A 19,857-nucleotide genomic window follows, 5' to 3' on the forward strand; every position below is an offset into this window, starting at 1 on the left:
CGGGCAAAACCGGGGGCGGTGCGACCGAGGGCCAGGACGGAGCCGATTGCAGCCAGCACGGTGCGGCGTTCGAGCGCAGGCCATGCCGCCCTCACCCGAACGCCCGGATCAGCATCCGCACCGCAACGACGGTGAGGAAGAGGCCGAACAGGATGCTGAGCTGGCGTTTGGAGAGCGCATGCGCGATGCGGGCGCCCCACGGCGCGGTGAGGAAGGTGGCGGGGCCGATGACGGCGAGGCCGATCAGGTTGACATAGCCGAGACTGCCCGGCGGCAGGCCTTCGACGTGCCAGCCGGTAACGACGAAGGCAACCGCGGCGGGCGCGCTGATCAGTAACCCGAACAGCGCCGCGGTGCCCACCGCACGGTGAATGGGCACGTTGAACAAGGTCATCACAGGCACGCTGAGCGTACCGCCGCCGATACCCATCATGCTGGAAATGCCGCCGATCGCGAAGGGAATCGCCTGCCCGACCACGCCGTCCGGCATCGTCTCGGCAATATGCTTGCCCTCCAGCGGGAGCAGCATCTTCACCGCGACGAGCAAAGCGACGATGCCGAACACCGCCGACAGCACGTCGCCACTGACGCGGCTCGCGAGCAGCACGCCCGCGATCGCTCCGAGGAAGATCGCGACGCCCCAGCGCCTGAGCTGGTCATGATCGACCGCGCCCTTGGCTTCGTGCGCGCGCGATGAGGAGATAGCGGTGGGGATGATCGTCGCAAGCGAGGTCGCGACGGCGACATGCATGCGCACGGAGGAATCTATGCCCAGCGCCGCGAGCACGAGGTCGAGTACCGGGACGATCACGATCCCGCCGCCGACGCCCAGCATCCCCGCGATCACGCCGCCGACCGCGCCGGTCAACAGCATCATCGCCGCAAGCATCGCCATATCCGGATTCAAAAGCGCCTGCATGGCCTCCCCCAACAGTTCGATCCTGCTTGTGCGGGGCAGACGATATGCAGTCAAAGATAGAAAATGCGCCTATCTATAATCAAAAATAGATAGCAGTGGCGCAAGCACCTTTATAGCCGTTCGCAGATAGCGAAACGGGAAATCGATATTATCGTATATAGCAATGCCCCCTTAGCGCAGGATCATGAAACGCATTGGCATCGCCGGGTTCGGCACCATCGGCCGCGTCGTCGCGCGCCATATAGAGAATAGCGATCTGCCGCTGGCGCTTGCCGCGGTATCGGCAGGCGATCGCGCTCGCGCCGAAGTCGCCATGGCACAGCTCGCACGGCCGGTTCCCGTCGTCGATACCGCTGAACTCGTCGCCTTGTCCGATGTCATCGTCGACAGCGCGCCGACCGCGGCGTTCCGCGACATCGCCGAAGCGACGCTATGCGCAGGCAAGACGCTGGTTACGGTCAGCGGCGCGGCGTTGATGCAATGGCCCGGGGCGGCCGAGTTCGCACGCGACCATGGCGGCCGCATCATCCTTGCGACCGGCGCGTTGCTGGGCCTTGATGCGGTGCGCGCGGCGGCGATCGGCCATATCAATTCGGTGACAATGGTGACGCGCAAACCGGTCAAATCACTCATCAAGGCCGACCATGTCGTGCACAACGGCATCGATCTCACTGAAATCGACGAACCGCTGAAGATATTCGAAGGCAGCGCGCGCGAGGGCGCCATCGCCTTTCCGGCCAACGTCAATGTCGCCGCTGCATTGGGCCTAGCCGGGACAGGCCCCGACCAGACGCGGCTCGAAATCTGGGCCGACCCGGCCCTTACGCGCAACACGCACCGCATCGTCGTCGATTCGGATAGCGCGCGCTTCGAACTCGCGATCGAGAATATCCCCACCGACGAAAATCCCGGCACCGGCCGCATCACCGCACAGAGCATCGTCGCGGCGTTGCACGATCTCGTCAGCCCCATTCGTATCGGAACATAGAAAGGTTTCCCCGATGACCACGCGCCTCCGCCATGTGGCAATCGCCTCGGCCGACCCCGACAATTCGGTCGGCTTCTTCACCGAAGTCCTCGGCTGGACCGTCGCGGGCAAGATCGATAGCCGCAACGCGCGCGGCTATTATGTCACCGACGGCCACATCAACATCGCGCTGCTGTGTTTCAAGAACCGCCCCGCCGCGGGAATGGAATTTCCCGAAGGCTATACCGGGCTGCACCACATCGGTTTCCAGTGCGACGATATCGCCGAAGTGGTCGAACGCTTCGAAAATTCGGGCTACGCGCCGCGCCACGACGTCAATCTGGCGCAAGGCCTCGGCAAAAACCCCGCCAAGGACAATGCCGAATATAAGATGACGGGGCCGGAGAATGTGATGGTGGACGTGTCCGAACGCGGCTGGGCCGGCACCGAAAGCTTCAAAAGCGCCAGCTAGGGAGCGCGGCGGCGGGCTAGTGGCGGCGCAATGCGCGTCGCTTGCGGCTCCGCCTAGCGCGCCTTCGCCTTGCCGTCGATCAGCACCGCCTGTTGCCACCGGCTTGGCGCCTTGTCGGTGCGGTGGATGCAGCCGGCCCAGCAGCAGGGGCGCTTCTTGCCTTCCTGCAACTCCTCGACGGTGCGGCCGATGCGCCGGGCGCGCGTCGCCGCCTGTTTCGCATCATCCACCCAGCAGATGAATTCATTGCGCCCGAGCGGCGTCAGTCCCTGCCATAGCGCGAAGACCGCCGGATCGGCGCATATCGCGGCCTGCATATCGTCGGCCGCCTCATGCACGGTGCCCTGAAGAAAATCATCGCTCACGCCAGCTTCCCTTCCGCTTTCCGCCGCGCGGCCTAGCGCGCCCTGCCGCACGCCACCGTGCCGGTGCCTACGTTGCGCACGGTGCAGACCGGGCGCCCCAGCACCACGGTCTTGCCGCTGCCGCGCGCGGTGATCGCGGCCGATTTGACCGCGTTGAAGATATGGTCGCCCGTCCCTTCGCTGTCCGAAATCAGTCCGTCGACCGCCAGCTTGCCGGCATCGACGACTCCCGAACCCGACAGCGTCATTTGCGCCTGCTTCGCCTTGCCGGCGAGCGTCAGCGTGCCGTTGCCGATCATCGCAACCGCCAACCGGTCGGTATCGACCGCATCGACACTCAGCTTGCCGGGACCGCGCAGGCCGAGTGCGACGCGCTGGCCCTTCATCCCGTCGATGTGAAGCGACCCCGCGCCGACCAGCGTTGCCGATTGCAGCGTCGCGGCGTTGATGCGGAGCAGCACCGCGCCCGGCGAACTGCCGCGGCGGTCGTCACCCGCGAACTGGCGCATCCCGATCACCAGCCGTCCATCGCGATTTTCGACGGTCAGCCGGTCGAGCGCATCCTGCGATCCCGTTGCCACCGCGCTCACCGGCGCGCGTGTCACCACCTCGACATCGACATCGGCGCCGACTTCGATCGCCGCGAAACTGGTGAGGCCGAAGCGCTTTTCGGCGGCGTGCGCCGACGCAGCGGACAAGAGGGCGGTCGCCGCGATCGCGGCCCATCGCATGTTGCTGGTCATGCCGCCGCCTTAACCGGTTCGCGGCGGCGGCACCAGCGCGCGATCATTTGCAGGTCGCGGTGCCCGATCCCATCTCGCGCGAGGTGCAGGTCGCACCGCCGGTCAGCGTCACATCGCCCGACCCCAGGATATTAATCGCCGCGGTACCGCTCGCCTGTCCTTCGACATTGCCCGATCCCGCGACCGACACGTCGAGCGTCTGCGCCGCAAGCCCCTTGGCATCGACATCGCCCGATCCGGTCACGCTGATCGCGCCCGAATTGATCGTACCGCCGCCGATATCGACGTCGCCCGATCCCGAAATCGCGATTTTCGCGCTCTGCCCGGTCATCTTCGCGACCTTGAGGTCGCCCGATCCGGTCACCGTCGCCTCCAGCGCGTCGCCATCGACACTGTCGGCGTCGATCGAACCCGATCCGGTCAGACGCAGCATCGACAGTTTCGGCATGGTGATGCTGATTTCGACGCCTTCATGGTCGCGCCCGCCGAAGCTGAAACCGTCGCGCTTGCGGCCGATCGACAGCGTCGAACCGTCGGTGACGATCTCGAGCTGGTCGAGCTCGCCTTGCGGCCCCTTGGCCGTGATGGCGAAGGCGTCGCCCTGGCGAATCGTGACGTCGTCGGGGCCGGTGACCTTGACGCCGGTGAAGCCGTTCAGCTCGAAGCCGCGGGAGGTAACCGGACCCGCATCGCGGGCACCCGACTTGCTGTCCTTGTCGCTGTCGATCGTGAAAGATCCGCCACAGGCCGCGGTCGCCATCACAAGCGCCAGCGGCAAAACGCCAATCAACCGGTTTCGCATCATCAATCTCCTCTGTATTAGTCGCCTAACACAGAGGAGGCACACTGTCCAGTCAGGCCTACCAGCGCAGCAGCGGCGGCAGGATCAGGCGCCCGGCAATCGCCGACAGGATGACGACAAGCCCGTGCCACAGCGCGATATGGACCATATTGTCCGACGAACAATGAAGCGCGAGCACCGCCGCACCCGCCGCACCTGCCGCCACCCCGACAACCCAGCCGGCGCGTTCGAGCGAGGTCGGCGCCCCACCCTTCAGCCATGCGAACAGCGCCGCTCCGACGCCGAGCCCGGCAAGCAGCCCGTCGAGCGTGCAGCGCATCCCGCCGTGCGGGTCCATCCCGTGCATCGCCGCATGGGTATCGCCCAGCCCGACGACGAGCGCAGTCAGCGGCAGCGCGAGCGCCGCGAGCCCGGCCCAGCGCCAACCGCTATAGTCGCGCCCGACCCCGGGCAGCCCCATGCGCAAGGCGCTCCAGGTTGCGGCCAGTCCCAGCGCGACGATCAGCCAGAAGGCGAACATCGGCATCGGCGCCATAGAGGCACCATGAGCCAGATCGTGCCGCATACCCAGCAGCCACAGCAGGGTGCCGCCGCCGATCAGCCACGCCGCCGCGGTCCAGGCCCCGCCGCGCAGCAGCCGGCGCGGCCGGATCGGCTTCAGATCATCGGCCAGGCCGTCGATCAGATCGTCGATCGATACGTCCGTCATGTCATTCGCTTTCAATATATTGGCTGAGCTTTTTCAAGCCGCGATGAATATTCACCTTCACCAGCGATTCGCTCTGCCCGCAAATCCGCGATGCCTCGGCGATCGACGCGCCCTCGATCTTGACCAGCGTGATCGCCTGCGCCTGTTTCGGCGGCAACAGCGCGAGCAGATGATCGAGGCTGAGCCGCGCATGGACCGCCTCGTCCTCGGCGCCCACGGCGGCGTCATTGTCGCCGAGTTCGGCCTCGTCACGCTGGCGGCGCAACATGTCGATCCAGCGATAGCGCGCGATGGCGGCGAGCCACGGCAGAAAAGCGCGATCGCTGTCCCAGGTCGCCAGCTTGCGATGCATCGACACCAAAGTTTCCTGGATCAGATCATCGACCTGATGCGGCGCGATCCGCCGCGCGAAATAGCGCGCGAGCCATGTCCGGCAATCGCCGAGCAGCGCGCGATAGGCCGCACGATCCCCCCGCTGCGAAGCGGCCATCAGGCGCGCGAGCGAAGGTTCGTCGAGGCTCATTTCCCGCGCATCCTAACAAGCAAGGCGTCGAGGGAAAACAGACCGCCGCCGCGCACGATCAGGATCGCGGCCATCGCGGTCCACAGCGAATGGACCGGCCACCACGCGTCGGGAAAGACGAATATCTGGATGACGAGCGTCATCACCAGCAGCGCGCCCGCCGAAAAGCGGGTAGCAAGGCCGATGATCAACAGCGCGGGGAAGAGATGCTCGGCCCAGGTCGTCAGCGGCACCGCGATCGATGCGTCGAGCGGCAGGCCGGAAAATTCGTTGCGGAACATGTCATAAGTGTTGGGATCGATGGCAAGGAAGCTCCCTTCGACCACCTTCGTCTGCCCCGATCGCCAGAAGACGCCGCCCAGCGCGACGCGCAGCAGCAGCAGGGCGACGCTTTCGACGAACCGGCCCGAAACGATCGCCACGCCGCGATCGTAAAATGCGACAATCTGCTTCATGCTATCCTTCTTCCCGCGCCATCTCGAGCGCCCCGGCGGCAATCAGCGACGCGATCGCCGCGCCGCCGCCCGGATGCTTTTCGGCAAGAAGCGCGATCAGGTTACGCAGCGGGCCGAAATCATCGGCCAGCGCCAGTGCCGCGGCTTCGGCCGGGGCAAGCGCGTGAACGCGCACCTCCGCATCGGGCCGGGCGAGGAGCACGAGCCGCGCCGCCGCGAGCGCGGGGTCGAGCGCCGCCGCTGCATCGCTCGACAAGCGGACGATCCGCGCAGCGGGATGCCGCCGGACCGCCAGCGACAGCAGCGCCGCCTCGCTCTGCCCCGCCAGTTCGGCCAAGGTCAGCGCGGGCGCGTCCGCGGCGTGATAACATTCGAGCCACGCCCATTCGATCCGGGCGAGGTCCTGCGCGGGCGGCGGTGCTTTTTCGCGCAGCCAGTCGGCGAAGTCGGCGCCGATATCGGCCAACGCCCGACGCCGCGCGCCGTTCGTTTCGACATAATGCCGCGACAGCCGGTTGAATGTTTCGGCGCCCAGCAGATCGCGGAACAGCGGAAACGTTTCCTCCAGCGCGACGAGCCGCGCGTGCGAGATCGTATTGGCATGGACGCGCAGCCCGCGCAGAATCTGCGCCGGATCGCCCGCGAACAGCCAGTCGGGCAAATGGTCGGGCCCGCCGTTGATCGCCGCGGCGATGACGGCCTGATCGCGCTCAAGCATCGGCGGTGACGGGTGAACAGGCCGCGATGAGCGTGTCGGCGCGCGCGGCTTCGGCGTGCAGCACCGCATAGTCCGGAACGTCGCTGTCCCATTCGACGAGTACCGGCGTCGGCCCTGCCCGGCGCAGAAAGCGGTCGAGCAAGGTCCAGCAGGCCGCGCCGACCGGCGATCCATGATCGTCGATGGCGACCATGCCGCCCTCGCCATCGGGCTTCACCGCATGGCCCGCCACATGAACTTCGCCGACCAGCCGCGGGTCGAATGCGTCGAGCCAGGCTTCGGGGTCACGGCCCAGATTATGGGCGGAAACAAGAATGTTATTGATGTCGAGCAACAGGCCGCAGCCGGTCCGGCGGCACAGTTCGTGCAGGAAATCGACCTCGCACCAATTGCTTGCCGCAAAGGCAAGATAGCGCGACGGATTTTCGATCAGGATCGCGCGGCCGAGCCGGTCCTGCACGCGCGCCACTTCACCCGCAAAATGCGCGAGCGCGGCGCTGGTATAGGGGATTGGCAACAGGTCGGGAAATTTGTCGCCGGGGCCGTTGCTCCAGCTCAGATGGTCCGACACCATGGCAGGCATATAGCGCGCGCACAGCGCCGCCAGCGCATCGAGCTCGCCGCGATCGACGCCGCCCGACGACCCCAGCGACAGGCCGACCGAATGAAAGCTGAGCGGCATATGCTCGGCGATCGCGGTCAGCCAGCGATGCGGGGGCCCGCCCGGGCCGAAATAATTCTGGGGGTGGATTTCGGCCCAGGCGGGTGCCGTGCCCGCCTCCACCGCGGCAAGAAGCGCGGCATAATGCTGAGATTTCAGTCCTATGCCGGCGCGTCGGGGCAGCCGGGGGGTAGTGGAGGCGGACACGGCGGGGGCTCAGCTCTTCTTTTGCGGCACCGGCTTGGCATTGCCCTCATGCGCGGTCAGCGTGCCGCCCATCTTGACGCAGGTGCCCGCCGGAACCGACTTCCAGGCATTGCCCTGATAATTGACCGTCGAGGTGCCCGCGCAGCTCGTGCCCGGACCGGCGGCGCAATCATTCTTGCCCTTCAGCGCGACGCCGAAGCATTTTTCGGTCTTTCCAGCCGCAGCAGCGGTTCCCGGCGCCATCGCGCCGGCGGCCATGGCCAGAACGGCCGAAGCGGCCAGCGACAGTTTCACGACATTGCTCATTCTTCACTCCATTCACAACAAAGGGGGATGCGGGGGGATGGCATCGAAGGGAAATTCGCCGCGCCGCCCGGCAAGGTTACAGCGCGCCATCTTGTCGCCACCTTCGCACGGCAAAGGAGCCTTTCCCCTCCCCGATACCGAGAGAGAAACGTGAGCGTAGCGTTCCGCCGCGAAAGCGATGACGAACATATGGAACCGGTCTTCGAATGGCCGATCCCGCCGGGCGCCAATCTGGTAACCCCGCGCGGACACCGTCTGCTCGGCGAAGAATTCGCGCAGATCGAAGCCGCCATCGCGGCGGCGGAAACCGACGATGCGCGCAAGAAATTGCAGCGCCGCCAGCGCTATGTCGCCACGCGCCACGCGACCGCGGAGGTGCAGGCCGCGCCCGCGGACGGGATCGTCGGGGTCGGCAGCGCGGTACGCTATCGGCTCGCAGGTACCGAGCGCGCCGTGACGATCGTCGGGCATGACGAAGCCGATCCGGCGGCAGGGCGGATTGCCTTCACCGCGCCGCTCGGCCGCGCCCTGATGGGCGCCGAGGTCGGCGAGAACGTCGAATTCCAGGGCCGCGAGGATGCCATCACCGTCCTTGCCGCCGCGCCCGATGCGGAGGAAATGGCATGAAGGACAAGTTCGAACGCCACAAGCAGCCGTGGACCGCCGCCGAAATCGACAAGCTCCACACGCTGGCGAAAAAGGGCATGGCGCTCAAAGCCATCGCCAAGGCCCTGACGCGGAGCGAAGAGTCGGTAAAAATCCGGGCCAAGGCCGACGGCCTGTCGATCGCAAAGCTGCGCTGACCACCCCGCATGACCGCCACCGATTATGATGCCATCGTGCTGGGTGCCGGCGCGGCCGGGCTGATGTGCGCCGCGGTCGCGGGGCAAAGGGGTCGCCGCGTTCTCTTGCTCGACCATGCCGAGCAGGTGGGCAAGAAAATCCTGATCTCGGGCGGCGGCCGCTGCAATTTCACCAATATCCATACAGCGCCCGACCGCTATATTTCAGCGAATCCGCATTTCGCCAAATCGGCGCTCGCGCGCTACACGCCCGCCGATTTTATCGCGCTGGTCGATGCCTATGGCATTGCGCATCACGAAAAAACGCTCGGCCAACTGTTCTGCGATGGGTCGGCGAAACAGATCGTCGCGATGCTGCTCGAGGAATGTGCAAAGGGCGGCGTCGAAGTCCGCTGCGGCCAGCCGGTGCGCGCCGTCAAGCATGCGGATGGCATCTTCTCCGTCGCCTTCGGCGACCGGCATGTCCGCGCGCCCAACCTCGTCATCGCTACCGGCGGCCCATCGATCCCGAAGATGGGTGCGACCGGCTTTGCTTACGATCTGGCGCGCCAGTTCGGCGTGAAAATCGTCGAGCCGCGCCCCGCGCTCGTCCCGCTGACGCTCGGCGGTGACGATGTGTTGTTCCGCGAACTGTCGGGCGTCGCAACCCCGGTCGAGGCGCGCGCGGGCAAGGCGGCGTTCCGTGAAGCGGCGCTGTTCACCCACAAGGGTCTGTCGGGTCCGGCAATCCTCCAGATCAGCAGCTATTGGCGTCCCGGCGATCCGGTGACGATCGACTTCCTGCCCGCCGCCACGCCCGGATGGCTGATCGACGCAAAGCGCGCGCGTCCACGCGCCACGCTCGCCGCAACGCTGCCCCTGCCCGATCGGCTGGCGCAGACGCTCGCCGAGCGGCTGGAGTTGGCCGGCGAGCTCGGCGCGCAAACCGACCGCAGGCTTGCCGATGCGGAGGCGCGGCTCGCGCGCTGGACCTTCCATCCGAACGGCACCGAAGGCTTTGCCAAGGCCGAGGTGACGGTGGGCGGCATTTCGACCGCGAATCTTTCGTCGCAATCAATGATGGCCAAAAGCGTGCCGGGACTGTATGCGGTCGGCGAAGCCGTGGACGTCACCGGGTGGCTGGGCGGCTACAATTTTCAATGGGCCTGGGCCAGCGGATACGCGGCGGGTCAGGCCCTTTAGGAAAAAAACCCAGATATTTCTTCGTCATGCCGAACGGGGTTCGGCATCCATGACCAGTGTTTCGATCGCGGGCGACCGACCCCGGGACGCAGACTGGGCAGCGAGGACCAAACCGCGGCGCCTTTGCTGCACAGGATAGAAGAATAAAATGCCCTTTGAAAATCTCTCGCCCGTCCTTGCGGACGCCCTTGCCGCGCGCGGCTATGAAGGACTTACCCCCGTTCAGACCCACGTCGTCGAGGCCGAAGCCATCGGCCGCGACCTGCTCGTCTCGGCGCAGACCGGCTCGGGCAAGACCGTTGCCTTTGGTCTCGCCATGGCCGGCGAATTGCTCGAGGATGGGCGCCTGCCCTTCGCGGCCGCGCCGCTGGCGCTGATCATTGCACCGACGCGCGAACTCGCGTTGCAGGTCAGCCGCGAACTCAGCTGGCTCTACGCGAAGGCCGGCGCGCGCATCGCGACCTGTGTCGGCGGCATGGATGCAAGCCGCGAGCGCCGGATGCTCAGCCAGGGCGTGCACATCGTCGTCGGCACCCCCGGCCGCCTGCGCGACCATCTCGAACGCGGCGCGCTCGACCTGGAATCGCTGCGCGTCGCCGTGCTCGACGAGGCCGACGAAATGCTCGACATGGGCTTTCGCGAAGACCTTGAGGAAATCCTCGACGCGACCCCCGAAGCGCGCCGCACTTTGCTCTTTTCGGCGACGATCCCCAAACCGATCGCCCAGCTTGCCAAACATTATCAACGCGACGCGCTGCGCATCTCGACCGTCGGCGAAGATCGCGGCCATGGCGACATCGCCTATCAGGTCGTCACCGTCGCACCCGCCGATATCGAGGGCGCGGTCGTCAATTTGCTGCGGTTGCACGAGGCCGACACGGCAATGCTGTTCTGCGCCACGCGCGACAATGTCCGCCGCCTCCACGCCAGCCTCCTCGAGCGCGGCTTCGCGGCGGTGGCGCTGTCGGGCGAGCACAGCCAGTCCGAACGCAACCACGCGCTGCAGGCGCTGCGCGACCGCCGCGCACGCGTCTGCGTCGCGACCGACGTCGCCGCGCGCGGTATCGACCTGCCGAGCCTCAGCCTCGTCATTCACGTTGAAATCCCGCGCGATGCCGAAACGCTTCAGCACCGCTCGGGCCGCACCGGTCGCGCGGGGAAAAAGGGCACCGCCGTGCTCATCGTCCCCTATCCGCGCCGCCGCCGCGTCGACGGTATGCTGCGCGGTGCGAAGATCGACGCGCAGTGGATGAACGCGCCGACGGCGACCGACGTGCGCGCGCGCGACAAGGAACGGCTGATCGAGGCGCTGCTCGCGCCGGTCGAACATGAGGCTGATGACATCGAACTCGGCCAGCGCCTGCTCGCCGAGCGCAGCGCCGAAGACATCGCCGCCGCGCTCGTCCGCGCGCACCGTGCGACGATGCCGCCGCCCGAGGATCTGATCGATAACGGCCCGCGCCCGCGCGGCGAGCGCCCCGAGCGCGGTGAGCGTCTCGAGCGCGCCGATCGTGGGGCGGACCGCGAACAGTTCGACGACAGCGTCTGGTTCCGGCTCAACATCGGCCGCCGCCAGAACGCCGATCCGCGCTGGATCCTGCCGCTGCTCTGTCGCCGCGGCCATGTGACCAAGCACGAAATCGGCGCGATCCGCATCGGCCCCAGCGAAACGCTGTTCAACATCCCGCTCGCGATCGCCGATCGCTTCGCCGAAGCCGTTTCGCGCACCGCGAACAAGGATGGCGAAGACGATAGCGGCGTCGCCATCACCCCGGCGCCCGAAGGCAGCACCTATCCGCCGCGCCGCGACACGCGCCCCCATAAGGGTGGGCGCCGCGACGCTGGCCCGCGCCACGACGGCCCCCGCGGCGACGGTCCGCGCAAACCGCGCGGCCCCGGCGCCCCCGGCGGCGGCACCGACCGTTACAAGCCCAAACCCTACGGCCAGCGCAACCCGCGCAAGACCGGGAAATATTAAGGCGTAGAGCCCTTGCGCCCTCTCCGCCGCCGCCCCAAATCGGGCGAGCAGCAGGAGAGGACGCATGGAAGCGGTTGAAGCCTTTATCGAGAAGCAGGGCGGTCCCGACGTCATCCAGTGGCGCAGCGTCACGCTCGGCGCGCCCGGCCCGGGCGAGGTGCTGGTCCGCCAGACCGCGGTCGGGCTCAATTATATCGATGCATATCATCGCGACGGCACCTACCCGGTCGACCTTCCTGGCGGTCTGGGGCTCGAGGCGGCGGGCGAGATCGTGGCGATCGGTACCGACGTCCACGGGCTGAAGCCCGGCGACCGCGTCGCGACTTTCGGCCCCCGCCGCACGGCGTATGCGACCGCGCGGCTCGTCCCCGTAGCCGCGCTGTTCAAGCTGCCCGCGGCGATCGACGACGAGACCGCCGCCGCCGCGCTGCTCAAGGCCTGCACGGTCGAAGCGCTCGTCGAACGCTGCGCCAAGGTCGAGGCGGGCTGGCCGGTGCTCGTCCACGCCGCCGCCGGCGGGGTCGGTCTGATCCTCGTCCAATGGCTGAAAGCCGTCGGCGCCACCGTGATCGGCACCGTCAGCACCGCAGCCAAGGAACAGGCCGCGCGCGACGCCGGCGCCGACCATGTCATCCGCTACCGGGACGAAGATGTCGCCGCGCACGTCCGCGAAATCACCGACGGCCAAGGCGTTCCCGTCACTTTCGACGGCATCGGCATGGCGACCTGGGCGACCTCGCTCGAGGCCACCGCGCGCCGCGGGCTGATCGTCAGCTACGGCAATGCCGGCGGGCCGGTGACCGGCGTCAATCTCGGCATCCTGGCGCAGCATGGGTCGCAGTTCGTCACGCGCCCGACCTTGTTCGACTATTATCTCGATCCCGGCGAACGCGCCGCCGGCGCCGCGCGCGTGTTCGAGATGCTCGAAAGCGGCGCAGTCGCGGTCACCATCGGTCAGCGCTACCCGCTCCGCGACGCGGCTCGCGCACACGAAGATCTGGAAGCGGGCCGGACCACGGGGTCGACGCTGTTGATGCCCTGATCTTTACCGCTTGCGGGCGGGAGGGGAGCGACTAAGCCTTCAACCGTTCGGCGTGCCAGCCGATATGCTCGGCCATGAAGGTCGAGATGAAATAATAGCTGTGGTCATAGCCCGGCTGCATGCGGATTTCGGCTTTCTGCCCCGCCTTCTCGCACGCCTCGACCAGCAGATGCGTCTTGAGCTGATCTTCCAGGAAGCTGTCCGCCTCTCCCTGATCGACGAGCAAGTCGGCAACGCGCGCGCCGCCTTCGATCAGCGCGCAGGCGTCATAGTGACTCCACGGCTCGCGGTCGGCACCGAGATAGTTCGACAGCGCCTTTTCGCCCCACGGGCATTGCAGCGGCGCGACGATCGGCGAAAAGGCCGAGACCGAGCGGAAGCGGTCGGGCGTGCGCAGCGCCACCGTCAGCGCGCCATGGCCACCCATCGAATGACCGCTGATCCCCTGCCGCGTCATGTCGGCCATCGGGAAATTGCGCAGCACCACCGACGGGAGCTCATCCTCGATATAGGAGCGCATGCGGTAATTCTTTGCCCATGGCGCCTCGGTCGCATCCACATAGAAGCCGGCGCCGAGTCCGAAATCCCATGCGCCCTCCGGATCGTCGGGCACGCCCTCACCGCGCGGACTCGTGTCGGGAGCTATGAAGATGATGCCATGCTGCGCGCAGGCGGCGCGATATTCGCCCTTTTCCATCACATTGGCATGGGTGCAGGTCAGCCCCGACAGATACCACAGCACCGGCAGCTTCGCGCCCGGCGCATGATCGGGAACGAACAGCGCAAAGGTCATGTCGGTGCCGGTGGTGTCGCTGGCATGGCGATAGACGCCCTGCGTGCCGCCATGGCTGCGATTGGTCGATAGCGTTTCGAGGGTCATGGATTGTCCTGCACGGGTATGGAAGCGATCAACGGCTCATGCCCCCAATGACGCAAGAGGTCGAGGATCGTTGCGCCCGCAAGGCCGATGGTTCCCGTGTTGCGCAGCGGATGGACGTTGACGCGCTCCGCAGCCGCAAGCCCGGCATCGAGTACCACCGTGATGGTTCCCGGTGCGGCGTTGATCGCGGCAAGCGGCGTCACCGATCCCGGGGCGATGCCGAGCAGCCGCTGCATGTCGTCGGCCTTGCCGAAGCTCACGCGCTTGCATCCGATCGCGGCGGGCAGCGCTTTCAGGTCGACGCGCGCTTCGCCCGGCACGGTGACGAGCCAGAAGGCCCCGCCCGTGTCCTTCAGAAACAGATTTTTGGTGTGCGCGCCGGGAATCGCAGCATTCACCGTGTCGCTTTCGGCGACAGTGAACACCGCGACATGCTCGTGCGCGGTGAAGGGGATGGCGAGCGCATCCAGATCCGCCAGCAATCCCGCCTCACCGCGCATAAGCCCTCAGAAAGTCAGACGACGCGGTGCAGCGCGCACAGCTTGTTGCCCGACGGATCGCGCAGATAGGCGAGGTACAGGCTGCCGAAGCCGCCTTCGCGCACGCCCGGCGGGTCTTCGATCGAAGTGCCGCCCGCGGCGACGCCGGCGTCATGCCACGCCTTCGCCTGCTCGGGCCCTTCCATCGCGAAACCGATGGTGCAGCCATTGCCCGCAGTCGCTGGCTGGCCGTCGATCGGTGCCGTCACCAGGAACAGTCCGCCATTGTGCATGTAGATAAGGCGCCCCTTGTCATCGACGATGCCCGGCTTGCCGCCGATCGCCTGAAAGGTCGCGTCGTAGAATTTCTTCGATGCGTCGAGGTCGTTCGATCCGACCATATTGTGACTGTACATAGCCCTTGGCTCCTCCTGATTTGGTTGCGAATCGGGACTTATCCTGTTCGCGTGACTAACGGAAGACCACCGTCTTGCGTCCGTCGATCAACACCCGCTGTTCGGCGACCCAGCGCACCGCGCGCGCGAGCACCTGCGCCTCGACATCGCGGCCGATACGGATCAGGTCGTCGATCCCGTCGCGGTGATCGACACGCTCGACCGCCTGCTCGATGATCGGGCCTTCGTCGAGGTCGCTCGTCACGAAATGCGCCGTCGCGCCGATCAGCTTCACCCCGCGTTCGTGCGCGCGATGATAGGGCTTGGCGCCCTTGAAGCCGGGCAGGAAACTGTGATGGATGTTGATGCAGCGCCCCACGAGCTTCGCCGACAGATCGGCCGAAAGCACCTGCATATAGCGTGCGAGCACCAGATAATCGGCGCCGCCGCGTGCCATGACGTCCAGCATCGCGGCTTCCTGTTCGGCGCGGTTCGCGGCGCTGACGGGCAGGTAGTGGAACGGCACCCCGTGCCATTCGGTCAGGCGGCGCAAATGGTCGTGGTTCGACACCACGCCGACGATGTCGATCGCCAGATTGCCCGTCGACCAGCGGTGCAACAGGTCGTTGAGGCAATGGCTGCCCTGCGACACGGCAATCACGAAGCGCGGCTTGGCCCCCGCGTCGCTGATCCGCGCTTCCAAAGCGAACCGCTCGACGATCGGCGCGAAGGCCGCGCGCACCGCGTCCAGCGTCTGCGGAAAGCGCGGACCTGCGCCGCGAAATTCGACGCGCATGAAAAAGCGCCCCGAATCGAGGTCGGCATATTGCTGGCTGTCGAGGATGAAGCCGTCGGTTTCGGCAAGCAGCCCCGTCACCGCCGCGACGATGCCCACCGCATCGACGCAGCTGAAGGTCAGGACGAAAGCGGCCGGACGTTCGGTCGTCATGTCAGTCCGAAATCTTGTGGAATGCGCACAGCTTGTTGCCCGCCGGATCGCGCAGATAGGCCAGATACAGCACCCGGCCTTCGGTCGCGTTGCGAATGCCCGGCGGGTCCTCGGCGCTCGTCCCGCCATTGGCAAGGCCCGCGGCGTGCCACGCATCGACCGCCTCGGGCGAGGCCGCGAGCAGGCCGAGCGTATGGCCGTTTCCGCACGCCGCCGCTTCGCCATTCACCGGCTTGGTGATGACGAGCCGTCCGCCGTCATGCGCGTAGATCAACCGGCCACGCTCATCGACGCGGCCGACGGGGATGCCGAGCGCACCAAGCGCCGCATCGTAAAAGCGCTTGGTCGCCGCAATATCGTTGGCGCCGAGCGTGACATGGCTGAACATGCTGCGCGTCCTTCCGCGTCAATACACGACAACGCTGCGGATGCTTTCCCCCGCATGCATCAGGTCGAAGCCCTTGTTAATCTCTTCCAGCCCCATGACGTGGGTGATCATCGGGTCGATCTCAATCTTGCCCTGCATATACATGTCGACGATCTTGGGCACGTCGGTGCGGCCCTTGGCGCCGCCGAAGGCCGTGCCGCGCCAGTTGCGGCCGGTGACGAGCTGGAACGGCCGCGTGGAAATCTCCTTGCCCGCCTCGGCGACGCCGATGATGATCGAGGTACCCCAGCCGCGGTGGCAGGCTTCCAAGGCGATGCGCATCACCTCGGTATTGCCGGTGGCATCGAAGGTGTAATCGGCGCCGCCGTCGGTCATCGCGACGATCGCCGCGACGACATCCTCGCGGCTCATGCCCTTCGAATTGAGGAAATCGGTCATGCCGAACTTGCGGCCCCATTCTTCGCGATCGGGGTTGATGTCGACACCGATGATCTTGTTCGCACCGGCCAGCCGCGCGCCCTGGATGACGTTGAGGCCGATGCCGCCGAGCCCGAAGACGACGACATTGTCGCCGACCTGCACCTTCGCGGTGTTGATCACCGCGCCGACGCCGGTGGTCACGCCGCAGCCGATGTAGCAGCTCGACTGGAACGGCGCGTCCTCGCGGATCTTCGCAACCGCGATCTCGGGCAGCACGGTGAAGTTCGAGAAGGTCGAGCAGCCCATATAATGGAAGATCGGCTGGCCCTTGTACGAGAACCGCGTCGTGCCGTCGGGCATCAGCCCCTTGCCCTGCGTGGCGCGGATCGCGGTGCAGAGGTTGGTCTTGCCCGAAAGGCAGCTTTTGCACTGGCGGCATTCGGGGGTGTAGAGCGGGATGACATGGTCGCCGGGCTTCACGCTCGTCACGCCCGCGCCGACCTCACGCACCACGCCCGCACCCTCATGTCCCAGTACGCTCGGGAAGATGCCCTCGCTGTCGAAGCCGTCGAGCGTATAGGCATCGGTGTGGCAGATGCCCGTCGCCATGATCTCGACCAGCACCTCGCCCGCCTTCGGGCCTTCCAAATCGAGTTCGACGATTTCGAGCGGCTTCTTCGCTTCGAATGCGACGGCGGCGCGGGTCTTCATGGCAGGTCTCCTTCTCGCCGCTCCAATCAGGCAAAGCGCCCGGCAATGCAAGATACTGCAGATCCTCCCTGCTGCGAAGCCGTGGGGAGGTGGCAGCCCGCCGCCATCAAGCGACTTGCGGGCCGTTGGCCAACAATGGTCTCCAGATGAGGTCGAGCCGTTCGACGGTCGTATCGGTCAATTCGTACATCTCGGAAAGCGAAGCCTCCGTCGCTTTGACCAGATCGCGACCGCCCTCGGTGCCGAGAAAGCGTCCGGAGTGCGTATACTGAAACTTCCACCCAGCTTGCGGAATTGACTCTGCGGCGCGGATCGAAATCCACCGATCACCCCAGACCGTCAGAGCCACGATCTGCCGTTTGCGCACCTTGAATGTAACTTCCACCCGCTCTTCGGTCTTTCCATCGCGAAGCTCGATGAAGCGCTCAATTATCGGAGTTGCGTTACGATGCTTGAGCGCTTTTCCACGGCGTTTAAGGCAATCAAGCACGTCCAATAGGAATGGGCAGTCTGACCTTTCGAGCATCTCGCCTTTTAGCAAAAAAGGTTCAGTGCGCTAGCAGCCAACAGTTGAAGCTCAACACTCCACCACACTGACCGCCAGCCCGCCCTTCGACGTTTCCTTATATTTATCGCGCATGTCGCGGCCGGTCTGCAGCATCGTCGCGATCACCGTATCGAGGCTGACGACATGGGTGCCGTCGCCGATCATCGCGATGCGGCTCGCGTCGATCGCCTTGATCGCGCCCATCGCGTTGCGCTCGATGCACGGGATCTGGACCAGCCCGCCTATCGGATCGCAGGTGAGGCCGAGGTTGTGCTCCATGCCGATCTCCGCGGCATTTTCGACCTGCGCGTTGGTGCCGCCGAGCGCCGCGGTCAGCCCCGCGGCGGCCATCGAGCAGGCGACGCCGACCTCGCCTTGGCAGCCGACCTCGGCGCCCGAGATGCTGGCGTTGCGCTTGTAGAGCGCGCCGACCGCGCCCGCGGCGAGCAGGAAGGTGCGCACCCCCGCCGCGTCGCCGCGATAGCTGCGCCGGTAATAGCGGATCACCGCCGGGATGATCCCCGCCGCGCCATTGGTGGGCGCGGTGACGACCTTGCCGCCCGCGGCATTTTCCTCGTTCACCGCCATCGCCCACAGGTTGATCCAGTCCATCATCGCCATCGGGTCCGACAAATTGGCTTCGTGCCGTTCGCGGATGTCGGCGGCGATCTGCGGCGCGCGGCGCTTGACCTTGAGGCCGCCGGGCAGCGTGCCGGTGCTGCAACAGCCCGCATCGATCGAGGCGTCCATCGCCGCGGCGATCTGGTCGAGCCCCGCCTCGACCTGTTCGGGGCTGCGGTGCACCAGCTCGTTGTCGAGCATCATTTCGGCGAAACTCTTGCCCGACGCCGCGCCCATGTTGAGGAGGTCGGCGCCCGAGGTGAAGGCGAAAGGCAGCGCCACTTCGTCCTCGGCCCCGCGGCTGTTGCGCCCCGCCTCCTCCTCGTCGACGACGAAACCGCCGCCGATCGAGAAATACATGCGCTTGGCCAGTATCTCTCCGTCACCATCGCGCGCGGTGAAGCTCAAGGCGTTGCTATGAAAAGGCTGGCGCTGCTTCATCTGGAAATGCAGGTCGCGCGCCGGCTGAAAGCGGACGCGCTGGCGGCCGAGTAGATAAAGAAAGCCCTCATTCTCGGCGCGGTCCCAATGCGCCTTGATCGCGGCGAGGCTGGTTTCGGCCGGGATTTCGCCCGCCAGCCCGGCGACCACTGCGGTATCGGCCGCGTGCCCCTTCCCCGTCAGCGCAAGCGAGCCATAGAGATCGGCCTCGACATGCGCCGCCTTGCCGAGCAGGCCGCGTTCGTCGAGCCAGACGGTGAAGCGCCGCGCCGCAACCATCGGTCCGACAGTATGCGAGCTCGATGGCCCGACACCGATTTTGAAAAGTTCGAAGAGGCTGATCGTCATGCCGCGCCTATAGGCGAGGAAATAGCCTTATGACAGAAGCCAATGCCTTGACGTCTAAAGCCGTGTCCCCCCGCGAAGGCGGGGGTCCATCATCCGTGGGCGAAAAATAGCACCGACCGGAGATGGGTCCCCGCATTCGCGGGGACGCACGGCCTTTTCTTTGACGGGAAATTACGCCGGATAAGTCCAAGCACCGTCGCGCGCCAGATTCTCAGCGGCGAAATCCCAGTTGAGCAGCTCGTCGACCACCGCGTCGACGTAGGCCGGACGCAGATTCTTGCGGTCGATGTAATAGGCATGTTCCCACACGTCGATGACGAGCAGCGGCTTGATACCCGCGGTCACTTCGGTGCCGGCGTCATGCGTGTCGGTGACCGACAGCTTGCCGTCCTTGGCGACCAGCCACGCCCAGCCCGAGGCGAAATGGTTGACCGCCGTGTCCTTCAGCTTCTTCTTGAGATCGTCGAGCGACCCAAAGTCGCGGTCGATCGCCGCGGCGAGATCGCCCGACGGGGCGGTCTTGGTCGGTGACAGGCAGTTCCAGTAGAAAGCGTGGTTCCACGACTGGGCGCTGTTGTTGAACAGCCCCTTGTTGCCCGACCCTTCGGCATGGTGGATGATTTCTTCCAGGCTCTTGCCGGCGAGGTCGGTGCCTTCGATCGCGGCATTGGTCTTGTCGACATAGGCCTTGTGATGCTTGCCATGATGCGTCGCGAGCGTGTCGGCCGAAATATGCGGCGCCAGCGCGTCCTCGGCATAGGGCAGCGGCGGAAAAGCGATTGTCATGGCAGTCTCCTTTTTTGGTGTTCGGGGGTGTAACTCGGTA

At 66.0% G+C, this 19,857-nt stretch carries 26 protein-coding genes; 7 read left to right on the forward strand and 19 right to left on the reverse strand.

Annotated elements, in window-relative coordinates; translation table 11 throughout:
• Window positions 1–91: 91 nt before the first annotated feature.
• Window positions 92–919 (reverse strand): sulfite exporter TauE/SafE family protein, encoded by an 828-nt coding sequence (locus AOA14_RS03915; protein WP_062902989.1) that lies wholly within the window; start codon window positions 917–919, stop codon window positions 92–94.
• Between the two features lie 184 nt (window positions 920–1,103).
• On the opposite strand from AOA14_RS03915, the gene AOA14_RS03920 reads away from it, so the two are divergent.
• Both AOA14_RS03920 and AOA14_RS03925 read left to right on the forward strand, forming a co-directional pair.
• Window positions 1,104–1,907: an aspartate dehydrogenase gene (locus AOA14_RS03920; protein WP_062900846.1), complete on the forward strand. Its 804-nt coding sequence runs from the start codon at window positions 1,104–1,106 to the stop codon at window positions 1,905–1,907.
• A 13-nt stretch (window positions 1,908–1,920) separates the two neighbouring features.
• Window positions 1,921–2,358, forward strand: a complete 438-nt coding sequence (locus tag AOA14_RS03925) for a VOC family protein (protein ID WP_003052658.1) — start codon at window positions 1,921–1,923, stop codon at window positions 2,356–2,358.
• 53 nt (window positions 2,359–2,411) lie between these two features.
• On the opposite strand, the gene AOA14_RS03930 is transcribed toward AOA14_RS03925, so the two are convergent.
• From AOA14_RS03930 to AOA14_RS03970, 9 genes are read right to left on the reverse strand one after another with little or no spacing between them, the layout of a single operon-like run.
• Window positions 2,412–2,723, reverse strand: coding sequence for a YdeI/OmpD-associated family protein (locus AOA14_RS03930; RefSeq protein ID WP_062900847.1), 312 nt, complete (start codon window positions 2,721–2,723; stop codon window positions 2,412–2,414).
• Window positions 2,724–2,755: 32 nt separating this feature from the next.
• Complete coding sequence (locus AOA14_RS03935) at window positions 2,756–3,466, reverse strand: head GIN domain-containing protein (protein WP_062900848.1); 711 nt, start codon at window positions 3,464–3,466, stop codon at window positions 2,756–2,758.
• A 43-nt stretch (window positions 3,467–3,509) separates the two neighbouring features.
• Window positions 3,510–4,271: a head GIN domain-containing protein gene (locus AOA14_RS03940; RefSeq protein ID WP_062900849.1), complete on the reverse strand. Its 762-nt coding sequence runs from the start codon at window positions 4,269–4,271 to the stop codon at window positions 3,510–3,512.
• A 55-nt stretch (window positions 4,272–4,326) separates the two neighbouring features.
• Window positions 4,327–4,977, reverse strand: coding sequence for an NrsF family protein (locus AOA14_RS03945; protein WP_062900850.1), 651 nt, complete (start codon window positions 4,975–4,977; stop codon window positions 4,327–4,329).
• 1 nt (window position 4,978) lies between these two features.
• Window positions 4,979–5,500 carry a sigma-70 family RNA polymerase sigma factor gene (locus AOA14_RS03950; protein ID WP_003052645.1) on the reverse strand — a complete coding sequence of 174 codons (522 nt, stop codon included), beginning with the start codon at window positions 5,498–5,500 and terminating at the stop codon, window positions 4,979–4,981.
• Window positions 5,497–5,955 (reverse strand): DoxX family protein, encoded by a 459-nt coding sequence (locus AOA14_RS03955; RefSeq protein WP_062900851.1) that lies wholly within the window; start codon window positions 5,953–5,955, stop codon window positions 5,497–5,499. Before AOA14_RS03955 ends, AOA14_RS03950 begins: the two co-directional genes overlap by 4 nt.
• A 1-nt stretch (window position 5,956) precedes the next feature.
• Window positions 5,957–6,673 carry an HvfC/BufC N-terminal domain-containing protein gene (locus tag AOA14_RS03960; protein ID WP_062900852.1) on the reverse strand — a complete coding sequence of 239 codons (717 nt, stop codon included), beginning with the start codon at window positions 6,671–6,673 and terminating at the stop codon, window positions 5,957–5,959.
• The gene (bufB, locus tag AOA14_RS03965; protein ID WP_062900853.1) at window positions 6,666–7,541 is read right to left on the reverse strand and encodes an MNIO family bufferin maturase; all 876 of its coding nucleotides are present in this window, start codon (window positions 7,539–7,541) and stop codon (window positions 6,666–6,668) included. The genes AOA14_RS03960 and bufB overlap by 8 nt, the downstream gene beginning before the upstream one ends.
• A gap of 9 nt (window positions 7,542–7,550) precedes the next feature.
• Window positions 7,551–7,847 carry a BufA1 family periplasmic bufferin-type metallophore gene (locus AOA14_RS03970; protein ID WP_062900854.1) on the reverse strand — a complete coding sequence of 99 codons (297 nt, stop codon included), beginning with the start codon at window positions 7,845–7,847 and terminating at the stop codon, window positions 7,551–7,553.
• A gap of 150 nt (window positions 7,848–7,997) precedes the next feature.
• Between AOA14_RS03970 and AOA14_RS03975 the strand changes: the two genes are divergently transcribed.
• From AOA14_RS03975 to AOA14_RS03995, 5 genes are all read left to right on the forward strand, one after another.
• Window positions 7,998–8,474, forward strand: a complete 477-nt coding sequence (locus AOA14_RS03975; RefSeq protein ID WP_062900855.1) for a GreA/GreB family elongation factor — start codon at window positions 7,998–8,000, stop codon at window positions 8,472–8,474.
• Complete coding sequence (locus AOA14_RS03980) at window positions 8,471–8,650, forward strand: hypothetical protein (protein ID WP_003052619.1); 180 nt, start codon at window positions 8,471–8,473, stop codon at window positions 8,648–8,650. The genes AOA14_RS03975 and AOA14_RS03980 overlap by 4 nt, the downstream gene beginning before the upstream one ends.
• Window positions 8,651–8,659: 9 nt before the next feature.
• Window positions 8,660–9,832, forward strand: coding sequence for a BaiN/RdsA family NAD(P)/FAD-dependent oxidoreductase (locus AOA14_RS03985; RefSeq protein WP_062900856.1), 1,173 nt, complete (start codon window positions 8,660–8,662; stop codon window positions 9,830–9,832).
• A gap of 148 nt (window positions 9,833–9,980) precedes the next feature.
• Complete coding sequence (locus tag AOA14_RS03990; protein WP_062900857.1) at window positions 9,981–11,810, forward strand: DEAD/DEAH box helicase; 1,830 nt, start codon at window positions 9,981–9,983, stop codon at window positions 11,808–11,810.
• 64 nt (window positions 11,811–11,874) lie between these two features.
• Entirely contained in the window at window positions 11,875–12,852 is a 978-nt protein-coding gene (locus AOA14_RS03995) for a quinone oxidoreductase family protein (RefSeq protein WP_062900858.1), read from the forward strand.
• A gap of 31 nt (window positions 12,853–12,883) precedes the next feature.
• Here AOA14_RS03995 and fghA read toward each other — a convergent pair whose 3' ends face one another.
• The 9 genes from fghA to AOA14_RS04040 all read right to left on the reverse strand — a co-directional run bounded on the left by fghA (window position 12,884) and on the right by AOA14_RS04040 (window position 19,817).
• Window positions 12,884–13,732: an S-formylglutathione hydrolase gene (fghA, locus tag AOA14_RS04000; RefSeq protein ID WP_062900859.1), complete on the reverse strand. Its 849-nt coding sequence runs from the start codon at window positions 13,730–13,732 to the stop codon at window positions 12,884–12,886.
• Window positions 13,729–14,232, reverse strand: coding sequence for a prolyl-tRNA synthetase associated domain-containing protein (locus tag AOA14_RS04005; RefSeq protein WP_062900860.1), 504 nt, complete (start codon window positions 14,230–14,232; stop codon window positions 13,729–13,731). Before AOA14_RS04005 ends, fghA begins: the two co-directional genes overlap by 4 nt.
• Before the next feature lie 14 nt (window positions 14,233–14,246).
• Entirely contained in the window at window positions 14,247–14,627 is a 381-nt protein-coding gene (locus tag AOA14_RS04010; protein WP_003052600.1) for a VOC family protein, read from the reverse strand.
• Between the two features lie 55 nt (window positions 14,628–14,682).
• Window positions 14,683–15,555 carry a formyltetrahydrofolate deformylase gene (gene purU / locus AOA14_RS04015; RefSeq protein ID WP_062900861.1) on the reverse strand — a complete coding sequence of 291 codons (873 nt, stop codon included), beginning with the start codon at window positions 15,553–15,555 and terminating at the stop codon, window positions 14,683–14,685.
• Between the two features lies 1 nt (window position 15,556).
• Window positions 15,557–15,943, reverse strand: a complete 387-nt coding sequence (locus tag AOA14_RS04020) for a VOC family protein (protein WP_062900862.1) — start codon at window positions 15,941–15,943, stop codon at window positions 15,557–15,559.
• A gap of 18 nt (window positions 15,944–15,961) precedes the next feature.
• Window positions 15,962–17,074 carry an S-(hydroxymethyl)glutathione dehydrogenase/class III alcohol dehydrogenase gene (locus AOA14_RS04025; RefSeq protein WP_062900863.1) on the reverse strand — a complete coding sequence of 371 codons (1,113 nt, stop codon included), beginning with the start codon at window positions 17,072–17,074 and terminating at the stop codon, window positions 15,962–15,964.
• Window positions 17,075–17,180: 106 nt separating this feature from the next.
• Window positions 17,181–17,600: a hypothetical protein gene (locus AOA14_RS04030; protein ID WP_062900864.1), complete on the reverse strand. Its 420-nt coding sequence runs from the start codon at window positions 17,598–17,600 to the stop codon at window positions 17,181–17,183.
• Between the two features lie 51 nt (window positions 17,601–17,651).
• Window positions 17,652–19,031, reverse strand: coding sequence for an L-serine ammonia-lyase (locus tag AOA14_RS04035; RefSeq protein WP_062900865.1), 1,380 nt, complete (start codon window positions 19,029–19,031; stop codon window positions 17,652–17,654).
• Window positions 19,032–19,202: 171 nt separating this feature from the next.
• Window positions 19,203–19,817, reverse strand: a complete 615-nt coding sequence (locus AOA14_RS04040) for a superoxide dismutase (protein WP_062900866.1) — start codon at window positions 19,815–19,817, stop codon at window positions 19,203–19,205.
• Window positions 19,818–19,857 lie beyond the last annotated feature (40 nt).

It is taken from the genome of Sphingopyxis terrae subsp. terrae NBRC 15098 (assembly GCF_001610975.1).
GTDB lineage: Bacteria > Pseudomonadota > Alphaproteobacteria > Sphingomonadales > Sphingomonadaceae > Sphingopyxis > Sphingopyxis terrae_A.